This window comes from Burkholderia plantarii, assembly GCF_001411805.1.
Classification (GTDB): domain Bacteria; phylum Pseudomonadota; class Gammaproteobacteria; order Burkholderiales; family Burkholderiaceae; genus Burkholderia; species Burkholderia plantarii.
The window spans coordinates 3,956,848-3,969,851 of sequence record NZ_CP007212.1; the positions used below are offsets into that span (position 1 = coordinate 3,956,848).

The 13,004-nt window shown below is 69.9% G+C and carries 8 protein-coding genes; 6 read left to right on the forward strand and 2 right to left on the reverse strand.

The window, feature by feature from the left end:
• Window positions 1-47: 47 nt before the first annotated feature.
• Complete coding sequence (gene argG / locus bpln_RS16985) at window positions 48-1,388, reverse strand: argininosuccinate synthase (protein ID WP_042626190.1); 1,341 nt, start codon at window positions 1,386-1,388, stop codon at window positions 48-50.
• Window positions 1,389-1,628: 240 nt separating this feature from the next.
• Here argG and bpln_RS16990 point away from each other — a divergent pair, with 240 nt between their 5' ends.
• The 6 genes from bpln_RS16990 (at window position 1,629) to bpln_RS17015 (ending at window position 9,905) form a co-directional block, all read left to right on the forward strand.
• A complete protein-coding gene (locus bpln_RS16990; RefSeq protein WP_042626191.1) occupies window positions 1,629-2,003 on the forward strand; it encodes a hypothetical protein in 375 nt (124 codons plus the stop codon).
• 106 nt (window positions 2,004-2,109) lie between these two features.
• Window positions 2,110-3,033 (forward strand): LysR family transcriptional regulator, encoded by a 924-nt coding sequence (locus tag bpln_RS16995; protein ID WP_042626192.1) that lies wholly within the window; start codon window positions 2,110-2,112, stop codon window positions 3,031-3,033.
• Window positions 3,034-3,043: 10 nt separating this feature from the next.
• Window positions 3,044-3,718, forward strand: coding sequence for a response regulator transcription factor (locus tag bpln_RS17000; protein ID WP_042626193.1), 675 nt, complete (start codon window positions 3,044-3,046; stop codon window positions 3,716-3,718).
• Window positions 3,719-3,969: 251 nt separating this feature from the next.
• Window positions 3,970-7,200 (forward strand): efflux RND transporter permease subunit, encoded by a 3,231-nt coding sequence (locus tag bpln_RS17005; RefSeq protein ID WP_055139343.1) that lies wholly within the window; start codon window positions 3,970-3,972, stop codon window positions 7,198-7,200.
• Entirely contained in the window at window positions 7,190-8,401 is a 1,212-nt protein-coding gene (locus bpln_RS17010) for an efflux RND transporter periplasmic adaptor subunit (protein ID WP_055139344.1), read from the forward strand. Before bpln_RS17005 ends, bpln_RS17010 begins: the two co-directional genes overlap by 11 nt.
• The gene (locus tag bpln_RS17015; RefSeq protein WP_055139345.1) at window positions 8,394-9,905 is read left to right on the forward strand and encodes an efflux transporter outer membrane subunit; all 1,512 of its coding nucleotides are present in this window, start codon (window positions 8,394-8,396) and stop codon (window positions 9,903-9,905) included. The genes bpln_RS17010 and bpln_RS17015 overlap by 8 nt, the downstream gene beginning before the upstream one ends.
• Before the next feature lie 130 nt (window positions 9,906-10,035).
• Here the strand turns inward: bpln_RS17015 and bpln_RS17020 are convergent, their stop codons facing one another.
• A complete protein-coding gene (locus tag bpln_RS17020; RefSeq protein WP_055139346.1) occupies window positions 10,036-12,996 on the reverse strand; it encodes an HD domain-containing phosphohydrolase in 2,961 nt (986 codons plus the stop codon).
• Window positions 12,997-13,004: the final 8 nt, after the last annotated feature.

Sequence of the window (13,004 nt, forward strand, 5' to 3'; positions counted from 1 at the left end):
CGCGCAACGACGTGAGCCGCCGCGCCGCCGCCGGCCTCGCGGCCGGCTTACTCGCCGTCCTTGTCCTGACGGATCTGCGGCAGCGCCGACGCCTCGCCCGGCGTCAGCAGCCCGACCTGCGAGTACACGCGCAGCTTGTCGCGCGTATCGGTGATGTCGAGGTTGCGCATCGTCAGCTGGCCGATCCGGTCGCGCGGCGAGAAGGTGGACGCGACCTTCTCCATCGACAGGCGCTCCGGCGCGTAGGTCAGGTTCGGCGACTTCGTGCTGAGGATCGAATAGTCGTTGCCGCGGCGCAGCTCGATCTTCACCTCGCCCGTGATCGCGCGCGCGACCCAGCGCTGCGCCGTCTCGCGCAGCATGATCGCCTGCGGATCGAACCAGCGGCCCTGGTACAGCAGGCGGCCGAGGCGTCGGCCGCTCTCGCGGTACTGCTCGATGGTGTCCTCGTTGTGGATGCCGGTGACGAGCCGCTCGTAGGCGATGTAGAGCAGCGCGAGGCCCGGGGCCTCGTAGATGCCGCGGCTCTTGGCCTCGATGATGCGGTTCTCGATCTGGTCGCTCATGCCGAGGCCGTGGCGCCCGCCGATCCGGTTCGCTTCCAGCAGCAGCTCGACCTGGTCGCCGAACTCGACGCCGTTCAGCGCGACCGGGCGGCCTTCCTCGAAGCGCACCGTCACCTCTTCGGCGGCGATCTTCACGTCGTCGCGCCAGAACGCCACGCCCATGATCGGGTTGACGATCTTGATGCCGCTCTCGAGGCTTTCGAGATCCTTCGCCTCGTGCGTGGCGCCGAGCAGGTTCGAATCGGTCGAATAGGCCTTCTCGGCCGACATCTTGTAACCGAAGCCCGCCTTGTTCATGAATTCGGACATTTCCGCGCGGCCGCCCAGTTCGTCGATGAACTGCTGGTCGAGCCACGGCTTGTAGATCTTCAGGTCCGGATTGACGAGCAGGCCGTAACGATAGAAGCGCTCGATGTCGTTGCCCTTGTAGGTGCTGCCGTCGCCCCAGATGTTGACGCCGTCTTCCTTCATCGCGGCCACCAGCATCGTGCCGGTCACGGCGCGGCCAATCGGGGTCGTATTGAAATAGGTGACGCCGGCCGTCGAGATGTGGAACGCGCCCGATTGCAGCGCGGCGATGCCTTCGGCGACGAGCTGCGCGCGGCAGTCGATCAGGCGCGCGTTCTCGGCGCCGTATTCGCGCGCGCGCTGCGGGATCGAGTCGTAGTCGGATTCGTCGGGCTGGCCGAGGTTGGCCGTGTAGGCATACGGCACGGCGCCCTTGATCCGCATCCAGTGCAGCGCGGCGCTCGTGTCGAGCCCGCCGGAGAACGCGATGCCGACCTTCTGGCCGGTCGGAAGACTTTCAAGAATCGTGGTCATGGCGATAAACCGTTTGATTTTGTGGTCGGAAGGATATGCACGCAACCCGTAAGTATCGGCGGTGCCCGATTTCGAGGCAAGGATTGTGAGGCAAGTTTTGTCGCCGCCCGGGCCGGAACGGGCTACTGGCGGGGCCGGCGCTCCTTAAACAAAGTTTCATCCGCCGATATCGTAGTTTCAGAATTGGCGCCAGGACACGGTCCGATAATCGATTCATCGTGACCTCGACAGGAGCCGTAGATGACACGCCCGATGAGCATCGAAATGATCAACGAATACGGAAAGAGCGCCGTGATGATCTCGATCGAGCGCGCGTCGGTCTTGCTCGACCCGGCCGACGTCGACGCCGTGATCCAGTACCTGAGCCTGCTGCGCGCCTCGATGCAGCCGCCGGTGCCCGAAACGCCGTCGCGCTCCGAGCAGTACGTGGTGGAGATGGATCCGTGCTGGTACACCGAGCAGCACGCGTTGTACGGCGGCGCGGTACTGTTCCTGCGCCACACCGGGCTTGGCTGGAGCGGCTTCGCGCTGCCGCCGCGCAGCCTCGAACGGCTGCACGAGTCGCTCGGCCGCCATCTCGAGGACCTGCGCGAGTCGAGCGGGCTGCCGAACTGAAAGCGCGGGCCGCGCCCGAATCTGACACAAGCGTCATGTCGATGGCGCCGTGGCGTTATTTGCCGCGGCCGATCATGGACGCCTCGCCATCGTTGTCCAAACACTCATGAACCAGCTCCAGGCCATGCGCGTCTTCACGCGCGTCGTCGATCTCGAAAGCTTCAACCTCGCGGCCCGGCAGCTCGGCATGTCGGCCGCCGCCGTCACGCGCAGCGTGGGCATGCTCGAGGCGCACCTGAACATGCGCCTGCTGAACCGCACCACGCGCAGCCTGTCGCTGACCGAGGCGGGCCGCGAGTATCTGGACGGCTGCCGCGTGATCATCGAGAAGCTCGACGAGATCGAATCGAACCTCGTGCGCGCCACGCGAGACCCGCGCGGCACGCTGCGCATCGCCGCATCGATGAGCTTCGCGGCGGCGGGCCTCGGCGAACTGCTGGCCGCCTACCGCGCCCAGCATCCGCGCGTGGGCTTCGACGTGACCACCTTCGACACGCACGTCGACATGGTCGAGGGCGGCTACGACGTCTGCTTCTCCGACGATCGTCGGCTCGCCAGCGCCACGCTGGTCTCGCGGCCGCTCACCACGGTGCGCGAGATCGTGGTGGCCTCGCCCGGCTACCTGGCGCGCCACGGCACGCCGGCCGGGCCCGCCGCGCTCAACGAGCACAGCCTGCTGATCGTCTCGGACGGCGCCGCGCGCAGCTGGGAGTTCGCCGACGGCGACGAGCTGTGCCGCGTCTACACGGGCCAGGCGCTCGCCTCCAGCGGCAGCGCGATGGTACGCCTGGCCGCGCTCGCCCACATGGGCATCGCGCTGCTGCCCGAGCCGCTGGTGGCCGGCGATCTGGCGCGCGGCGAGCTGGTCGCGCTGCTCGACGGCTACGCGGCCAACGGCGGCCCGCGCAACGTCTCGATCCTCTACCCGGGGCGCAACTACCTCTCCATGAAGGTGCGCAGCTTCATCGATTTCGCGGTGGGCCGCTATCGCGGCGCCGAACGCGCCGCGCCGCTGCGCGCCGTCGCCTGACCCGCGGCCCATGCCGAAGATCCTGACGATCGAGGACGACGTCCTGATCGCCGACAGCATCGTGCGCCAGTTGCGCGCCGAGGGCCACACGGTGGACGTCGCGCGCACCGGCCGCGACGGCATCGCCAAGGTGATGGCGGGCGACTACGACGCGGTCACGCTCGACCGCATGCTGCCCGATCTCGACGGGCTCGCGATCCTGGCGGCGATGCGCGGCGTCGGGCTCGAGACGCCGGTGCTGGTGATGAGCGCGATGTCCGAGGTGGACCAGCGCATCGCGGGCCTGCGCGCCGGCGGCGACGACTATCTCGTCAAGCCGTTCTCGCTCGACGAGATGGTGGCGCGGCTCGAGGTGCTGATGCGGCGCCGCCCGCGCAACGCGCATGCCGACACGGTGCTGCGCGCCAACGGCATCGAGCTCGACCTCGTCAAGCGCCGCGCCTCGCTCGGCGCGCGCGAGCTGGAACTGCTGCCCACCGAGTTCCGCGTGCTCGAATTCATGATGCGCCACGCCGGACGCGTGCTCACGCGCACCATGATCTTCGAGGGCGTGTGGGGCTGCCGGTTCGATCCCGGCACCAACCTGATCGACGTCCACGTCGGCCGCCTGCGCCGCAAGATCAACCACGCCGGCGAGACGCCGCTGATCCGCACCATTCGCGGCGCGGGCTACATGCTCGGCTGACACCAGCGGCGCGCGATTCGTTGCTCGCGCATCGATTTCGACGTGATCGCCGTACGTCATGCCCCGCCGCCCCCGCATGAAACCGCCATGTCTCGCGCCGCGCGCGGCCATGAAACTTCTTTCATGTTTTTAGCGACCGGCTGTTAGGGCGCGCTCCCCAGAATGCTGTCGTCGGCGCCGGTCCGTGTTTTCCCGCATGGCCCGCTCCCGCGCCACCCACCGAACGACGCTTTCTACGGAGCCGCATCCCCATGCTGAAAATCGTCCGGCTCGCCCTTGTCCGGCCCTACACGTTCATCGTGCTGGCGCTCGTGATCTTGCTGGCTGGCCCGCTCGCGGCATTACGCACGCCCACCGACATCTTCCCGGATATCCGCATCCCGGTGATCAGCGTCGTCTGGAACTACGCCGGCCTGCAGCCGGACGACATGTCCGGACGCATCGTCACCTATTACGAACGCACGCTCGGCACCACCGTCAACGACATCCAGCACATCGAATCGCAGTCGTTCCGCAGCTTCGGCATCGTCAAGATCTTCTTCCAGCCCACCGTCGACATCCGCACCGCCACGGCGCAGGTCACCTCGATCTCGCAGACCGTGCTCAAGCAGATGCCGCCCGGCACCACGCCGCCGCAGATCCTCAACTACAACGCCTCGACCGTGCCGGTGCTGCAGATCGCGCTCACCAGCAACACGCTCGACGAGCAGAAGCTCGAGGACTACGCCGAGAACTTCATCCGCCCGCAGCTGCTGTCGGTGCCGGGCGTGGCGATTCCCACGCCGTATGGCGGCAAGGCGCGCGAGGTGCAGATCGACCTGGACCCGCAGGCGCTGCAGTCGAAGGGCCTCTCGGCGCAGGACGTGGCGCACGCGCTCGCGCAGCAGAACCAGATCATCCCGGCCGGCACGCAGAAGATCGGCCGCTTCGAATACAACATCAAGCTCAACAACAGCCCGCTCGCGCTCGACGCGCTCAACGACCTGCCGATCAAGTCGGCGGGCGGCACCACCATCACGATCCGCGACGTCGCGCACGTGCGCGACGGCTTCCCGCCGCAGTCGAACATCGTGCGCGTGGATGGCCATCGCGCGGTGCTGATGAGCATCCTGAAGAACGGCTCGGCCTCCACGCTCGACATCATCGCCGGCGTGAAGGCCAAGCTGCCGCTGATCGAGCAGACCCTGCCGCCGGGCCTGAAGCTCGTGACCATGGGCGACCAGTCCACCTTCGTGAAGGGCGCCGTGAGCGGCGTGGCGCGCGAGGGCATCATCGCGGCCGCGCTGACCTCGCTGATGATCCTGCTGTTCCTCGGCAGCTGGCGCTCGACGCTGATCATCGCCGCCTCGATCCCGCTCGCCGTGCTCTCGGCCATCGCGCTTTTGGCCGCCACCGGCGAGACGCTCAACGTGATGACGCTGGGCGGCCTCGCGCTGGCGGTGGGGATCCTGGTGGACGACGCCACCGTGACCATCGAGAACGTCAACTGGCACTTGGAGCAGGGCAAGGACACGCGCAGCGCGATCCTCGACGGCGCGAAGCAGATCGTGATGCCGGCGCTGGTCGCGCTGATGTGCATCTGCATCGTGTTCGTGCCGATGCTGATGCTCGACGGCATCTCGCGCTTCCTGTTCGTGCCGATGGCCAAGGCGGTGATCTTCGCGATGGTGTCGTCGTTCGTGCTGTCGCGCACCTTCGTGCCGATGCTCGCGCAGTACCTGCTGAAGCCGCACGCCCCGGGCGGCCATGCCTCGGGCGAGATGGCCGCGATCATGGACCCGCACGGCGGCCACCATCACGCGCCGCCCTCGCGCAACCCGCTGGTGCGCTTCCAGCGCGGCTTCGAGCAACGCTTCGAGCGCGTGCGCGCGTCCTACCGGATCCTGCTCGGGCTCGCGCTCACGCGCCGCAAGCCGTTCGTGGCCGGCTTCCTCTGCGTGGTGGCCGCCTCGTTCCTGCTCGCGCCGTGGCTCGGCCGCAACTTCTTCCCGGTCATCGACTCCGGCGAGATCTCGCTGCACGTGCGCGCGCCGGTGGGCACGCGCGTCGAGGAGACCGCCGCCGAGTTCGACCGCATCGAGAACGCGATCCGCGGCGTGATCCCGCCGGCCCAGCTGGGCGAGGTGATCGACAACATCGGCCTGCCCAAGAGCGGCATCAACCTGACCTACAACAACAGCGGCACGATCGGGCCGCAGGACGGCGACATCCTGATCTCGCTCACGGCCGGCCACGCGCCCACCGCCGGCTACGTGCGCCGGCTGCGCGAGGTGCTGCCGCGCGCGTTTCCCGGCACCCGCTTCGCGTTCCTGCCGGCCGACATCGTCAGCCAGATCCTGAACTTCGGCGCGCCCGCGCCCGTCGACCTGCAGGTGGCCGGCCCCGACCAGGCCGCCAACCTGCGCTACGCGCGCGAGCTTTACCGCAAGCTGCGGCTGATCCCCGGCGTGGCCGACGCGCGCATCCAGCAGGCCACCACCTATCCGCAGTTCACGGTGGCGGTCGACCGCACGCGCGCCGACCAGCTCGGCATCACCGAGCAGGACGTGACGAACTCGGTGGTGGCGAGCCTGGCCGGCACCAGCCAGGTCGATCCGACCTACTGGCTCAACCCGCGCAACGGCGTGTCCTACCCGATCGTCGCGCAGACCCCGCAGTACCGGATGACCACGCTCCCGGCGCTGTGGAACCTGCCCGTCACCGGCGCGAGCGGCCGGTCGCAGCTGCTCGGCGGGATCGCCACGATCACCCGCGGCACCGGCGACGCGGTGGTCTCGCACTACAACATCGAGCCGCTGTTCGACATCTACGCCACCCCCCAGGGCCGCGACCTCGGCGCGGTGGCGGCCGACATCGACCGGATCGTGAAGGACACCGCGCACGACCTGCCCAAGGGCTCCACCGTCACGCTGCGCGGCCAGGTGCAGACCATGAACGGCGCGTTCGCCGGGCTGCTGCTCGGCCTGATCGGCGCGATCGCGCTGATCTACCTGCTGATCGTGGTGAACTTCCACTCGTGGGCCGACGCGTTCGTGATCGTCTCGGCGCTGCCCGCCGCGCTGGCCGGCATCGTCTGGATGCTGTTCACCACCCGCACGCCGCTGTCGGTGCCGGCGCTCACGGGCGCGATCCTCTGCATGGGGGTGGCCACCGCGAACTCGATCCTGGTGGTCAGCTTCGCGCGCGAGCGGCTCGCGGCCACCGGCAACGCGCTCGCCGCCGCGCTGGAGGCCGGCTTCACGCGCTTCCGCCCGGTGCTGATGACCGCGCTCGCGATGATCATCGGCATGGCGCCGATGGCGCTCGGCCTCGGCGACGGCGGCGAGCAGAACGCGCCGCTCGGCCGCGCCGTGATCGGCGGCCTCGCCTGCGCCACGCTCGCGACGCTGTTCTTCGTCCCCGTCGTGTTCAGCCTCGTGCATCGGCGCGATGCTTCCCGTGCCTCCTCCCCTTCCGCGTCCGGAGCCAACCATGTCCACTGAGATCGAAATCAAGTCGCCGAAACGGCTGCCCAACCTCAAGCTCGCCGCCGCCGTGGCCGCGCTGATCGCCGTCGGCATCGTCGCCAACGGCATCGTCGGCCGGGTCCACGCGAAGCGGGAGATGGCGAGCTGGTCCGCCGCCCAGGCGGTGCCCACCGTGGTCGCCTACCGGCCCTCGCACGGCGGCGCCGGCGCCACGCTGGTGCTGCCGGGCCACCTGTCGGCGTTCGAGAACGCGCCGATCCACGCGCAGGTGTCGGGCTACCTGCACGCGTGGTACGCCGACATCGGCGCGCACGTGAAGGCCGGCCAACTGCTCGGCCTGATCGACACGCCCGAGCTCGACGCGCAGCTGCAGCAGGCGCGCGCCGACCTGCAGAGCTCGCTCGCCAACGAGAAGCTGGCCGCCTCCACCGCCGCGCGCTGGACCCGCATGCTGCAGCAGGATTCGGTCTCGCAGCAGGAGGCCGACGAGAAGACCGGCGACCTCGCCGCCAAGCAGGCGATGGTCGCCGCGAACCAGGCCAACGTGCGGCGCCTGGAGGCGCTCGAGGCGTTCAAGCGCATCGTCGCGCCGTTCGACGGCGTGGTCACCGCGCGCCAGACCGACATCGGCCAGCTGATCCCGGCGAGCCAGGGCGCCGGCCCCGAGCTGTTCGCGGTGTCCGACATCCACCAGCTGCGCGTCTACGTGAGCGTGCCGCAGAACGAGGCCGGCTCGATCCGGCCCGGCATGAGCGCCACGCTGACCGTGCCGGGGCACCCGGGCGAAACCTTCACGGCGAAGCTGGTGGACACCGACGATTCGATCGCCGACGGCACCGGCACGCTGCTGGTGCAGCTGATGGTGGACAACCGCGACGGCAGGCTGATTCCCGGCGAATACACCGAGGTCCACTTCACGCTGCCCGACGACGCGCGCCTGATGACGATCCCGGCCAGCTCGCTGATCTTCCGCCGCGACGGCCTGCAGGTGGCGGTGGTCGGCCACGACGGTCGCGCCGAGCTGCGGCACGTCACGATCGCCACCGATCTCGGCACGCGGGTGCGCATCGCCACCGGGCTCGGCCCCGACGACCGCGTGATCGACAACCCGCCCGACTCGCTCGCCTCGGGCGACCCGGTGCGGCTCGCGGCGCCGGCCGCCGCGCTCGCGTCGGCCACGCCGGCGGCATCGAAGACGGAGCAGTCGCATGGGTAAGCGCCGGCTCTGCGCGATGCTCGCGAGCGTCGCGTTCCTTTGCGCGTGCTCGTTCGCGCCCACCTATCACGCGCCCGCCACCGCGCTGCCCGCCGCGTTCAAGGAGGCGGGCGGCTGGCAGACCGCGCGGCCCGCCGACCGCATCGCGCGCGACAGCTGGTGGCAGGCGTTCCGCGACCCGGTGCTCGACCGCCTGGAAGCGCGGGTGGCGCGCGCCAACCCCGACGTCGCCGCCGCCGTGGCGCGCCACGACGAGGCCGACGCGCTGTTCGAGCAGGCGCGCGCCGGGCTGTTCCCGATGCTCGGTCTCGACACGCAGGTCTCCAGCAACCGCGCCTCGGCCACCCGGCCGCTGCGCGGCGCGACCCAGCCCGACGTCTACGGCGCCAACACGCTCGAGGCCGGCTTCGGCTACGACCTCGACCTGTGGGGCAAGGTGCGCAACGAGGTGGCGGCCGGCCGCGCCGACGCCGAGGCCAGCGCCGACGACCTGGCCTCGGTGCGGCTGAGCCTGCAGGCCAGCCTCGCGAGCGCCTACTTCAACCTGCGCGGGCTCGACCGGCAGCAGCGCATGCTGGCCGACACGATCGACACCTACGGGCGCGCGCTGAAGCTGACGCTGAGCCGCCATGCCGGCGGCATCGCCTCGGATCTCGACGTCTCGCGCGCGCAGACCCAGCTCGACGCGGCGCGCGCCTCGGCCGAGGACGTGCGGGCGCGCCGCGCGCTCTACGAGCATGCGGTGGCGACGCTCACCGGCGTGCCGGCCTCGTCGTTCTCGCTGCCGGCGCGCCTCGACGCCGCGCACCTGCCGTCGATCCCGGCCGGCATCCCGGCCGCGCTGCTGCAGCGGCGCCCCGACGTGGCCGCCGCCGAGCGGCGCGTGGCCGCCGCGAACGCACGGATCGGCGTGGCGCGCGCCGCGTTCTTCCCCGACATCACGCTCGGGCTGGTGGGCGGCTACCAGAGTTCGGGGCTCGGCCACTGGCTCAGCGCGCCGAACGAGATCTGGTCGGTCGGGCCGAGCCTGATGCTGACGTTGTTCGACGGCGGCCGCCGCCAGGCGATCACCGACCAGGCGCACGCCAGGCTCGCCGAGAACGGCGCGCGGTATCGCTCGGTGGTGCTGCGCGCCTGCCAGCAGGTGGAGGACGACCTCGCGCTCACGCACCACCTCGGCGACGAGGCCGCGCGCGAGCAGGAAGCGCTCGACGCGGCCGAACGCACGCTGCGGCTGTCCACCTCGCGCTATCGCGACGGCGTGGTCAGCTATCTCGACGTGGTGACGGCGCAGACCACCGAACTCGACACGAGGATCGCGATGATCGAACTCGACACGCGGCGCCAGCTCGCGGCCGTCGGGCTGATCGCCGCGCTGGGCGGCGGCTGGAGCGCGGCGGGTGGCGGGCACGACGGCACCGCGCCGGCCGTGGCCGCATCGATCCCGGCGGCGCTGCCTGTCCGCGCGGCCGGTCCGGCAGGCGCGCCCGCCCAGGCAACTTAAGCGAGGTGTCCCACTTGAACGCATCTCCGGCGACATGAAGGTGCATGTCGCTTTTCACGGCTCCCGCTGCCCCGGCGGGGGCCGTTTTTTTTCGTCGTGCGAAACGTGGCGGGCGCCGAAGGCCGGCCGCTCAGGCGGTCATCGTCGCCGTCGGCTCGAGATAGCGGCCGATGTCGACCTCGTCGATCTGCTCGGGCGACATGAAGCGGCGCGCGTAGTCGAGATAGACGCCCGAGCGCAGGAACAGCGCGAACAGCCCGGCGTCGATGTGCTGCGCCTGCCGCATCGCGGCCATGATCGAGATCGCCTCGGACAGCGTCTTGCCGCGCTTGTAGGGGCGGTCGGCGGCCGTCAGCGCCTCGAAGATGTCGGCGATCGCCATCATCCGCGCGAGCGGGCTCATCTGCTCGCCGCGCAGCCCCTTCGGGTAGCCGGTGCCGTCCATCTTCTCGTGGTGGCCGCCGGCGATCTCGGGAACGTTGCGCATGTGGCGCGGAAACGGCAGCTGCGAGAGCATCATGATGGTCTGCAGGATGTGCTCGTTGACCTTGAAGCGCTCCTCGTCGCAGAGCGTGCCGCGCGCGACCGACAGGTTGTGCAGCTCGCCGCGATTGAACAGCAGTTCCGGCACCGGCATCCGGAAGCCCCAGCGATTGTCGGCCATGCCGAACGGCGCGGCCGCCTCGCGCTCGATGCGGTGCTCGGCCTTGTCGGCGAGCAGCCGCTCGCGCACCGGCAGCGGCGCGCGCGGCGCGCGCGCCTGGCGCTTGCGCTCGTCCTCCGACACGCCGAGGCGGTCGTCGAGCGTACGCCGCCAGGTGCGTGCGCCGATCCGGCCGAGCCGCTCGACGCGGGCCGGGTCCATCGATTCGCCGCCCTCGTTGCAGGCCGCCACGAACGCGAATTCCTCGTCCAGCTCGCGCAGCAGCGCGTCGCGCGTCGCCTCGGCCTCGTCGCGCGCCATGCCGGCCGCGACCGCCTGCAGGCAGCGGATCTCGGCCTCGCACTTGAGCACCTCGAAGCGCATCCGCACCTCGTGGATGCGGTCGTACAGCGTCTCCAGCTTGGTGGCCTTGTCGATCACGTATTCGGGCGTGGTGATCTTGCCGCAATCGTGCAGCCAGGCCGCCACGTGCAGTTCCTCCCATTGCTGCGCGTTCAGGTCGAAGTCGCGCCACGGGCCGTCGCCGGCGCTGCACGCCGCGCGCGCGAGCATCTTGGTCAGCTCGGGCACGCGGTTGCAGTGGCCGCCCGTGTGCGGGCTCTTCGCGTCGATCGCCTTCGCGATCAGCTGGATGAACGATTCGAACAGCGCGCGCTGCATCTTGATCAGCTCGCGCGTCTCGATCGCGCTGACGAACAGGCCGGTCAGCTCGGCGATGAACGACAGCTGCATCTGTTCGAGCGGCGCCGAATGCAGCAGCACGAACGCGCCGATCAGCACGCCCTCGCGGTTCACGAGCGGCACCACGGCCGCGTCGCCGGTGCCGAGCCGGAAGTGCGAGAAGCCGGCCTGCACGATGTCGGGGTTCGACAGCCGCCCGGCGCGGGCGCGGTTCTCGGCCAGCGCGGCGCGGATCAGGGCCGGCGCCGTCGCCACTTCCAGCGGCCGCAGCACCTCGTCCACCGCGGCACGTCGCGTGTCGCGCGCGGCGGCCGGCTGCAGCAGCGTGCCGTCCTCGTTGGCCAGGTACAGTACGCCCGCGTCGGCGTGCGCCTCCGCCAGCATCTCGGTCAGCAGCAGCTGCACCAGCCGGTCGAAGTCGGGCTCGGCCGCCACCGCCTGGATCGTATCGAGGAAGCGCCGGATGGTGCGCTTCATCTCCTCCATGCGCTGCCCGAGCCGGTCGATCTCGCTGATGTGCGAGTTCAGCATCTCGCTGCCCGGCGCCAGCTCGAAGCGGCGCATGGTGGCCGCCTGCGCGGCCAGCTGCGTGAGCGGGCGCGCGATCACGCCGGCGAACAGCCAGGTGAGCGGAATCGACAGCACGATGATCGCGAGCGTGACGAGCCCCTCGATCATCAGCCGGTGGTCCGCGCTGCGCATCAGGTCCTCGCGGCGGATCGCGGAGCTCAAGTAGAGCGGCTCGACGTCGTCGACGTCGAGCCGGTTGATCGTCAGGTGCCAGCGCCCGCCCTGCGCGTCGACCACGGTGGACGAACGCCACGCCGCGCCGCCCGTTTCGCGGCCGGCCGCGCGCACGCCGGCCGCCATCCGCGCCAGGATCGGCACCTGGCGCATCTCGTCCATGCCGGCCAGCCGGTACAGCTCCTCGGTCGCCTTCTGCACCGGATCGAAGCGCAGCGACGAGGCCACCAGCTGCCCGTCCGCGCTGATCAGCGCGAACGCGAGGCCCGGCAGGCCATCCTGCGGTGCGAGCATGTGCTGCAGCGTGTCGAGGTTGACGTCGCAGCCCACCACCGCGCCGCCGTCGGGCGCGGCCATCGCGAGCGTGGTGCCGATCTCGCGCACCGAGGAAAACACGTAGGGCGCGGTGCGGATCAGCCGCTTCCGGCGCAGCGCCTGTCGGTACCAGTCGCGCGTGCGCGGATCGTAGCTGGCCGGATAGTCGGGACGCGCGACGTCCTTGATGACGCGCAGCGCATCGTCGAAATAAATGAAGCGCCCGACCGGCGGCGACACCGAGCGCTCGATGATCTGCAGCGCGAAGCGGGCGTTGTCAGGCGCCTGCAGGCCGTCTCGCTGGAACTCGCTGCGGATCGCGCGCAGCATGAAGAAGTCGCCGTTCTCGTAGCCGACGTAGAGGTCCTCCATGCCCGGCGAGGCGACCAGGATCGCGTGCAGCACCCCGAGCACCGCCGAGCGCTGCGCAAACGTATGCGCATTGACGACCCGGCCATAAACCAGTGTTTTCACCGCGACCGACGCCGGCGTAAACATCTTCTGTATTTCATTCGCGGCCTCACGACTCATTTCACGCACGCGATTCGCTGAGTTGTCCTCAAGAATCGTGCGTGAATGTTCGTAGTCGACCGCGCTGATCAGGCCGCCGATCAACGACACGATCACGGCAATCAACACCGAGACGTGCAGCCGAAACGGCAGATGCCAGCGTCTGGCCATTTGCATCCCCGAGC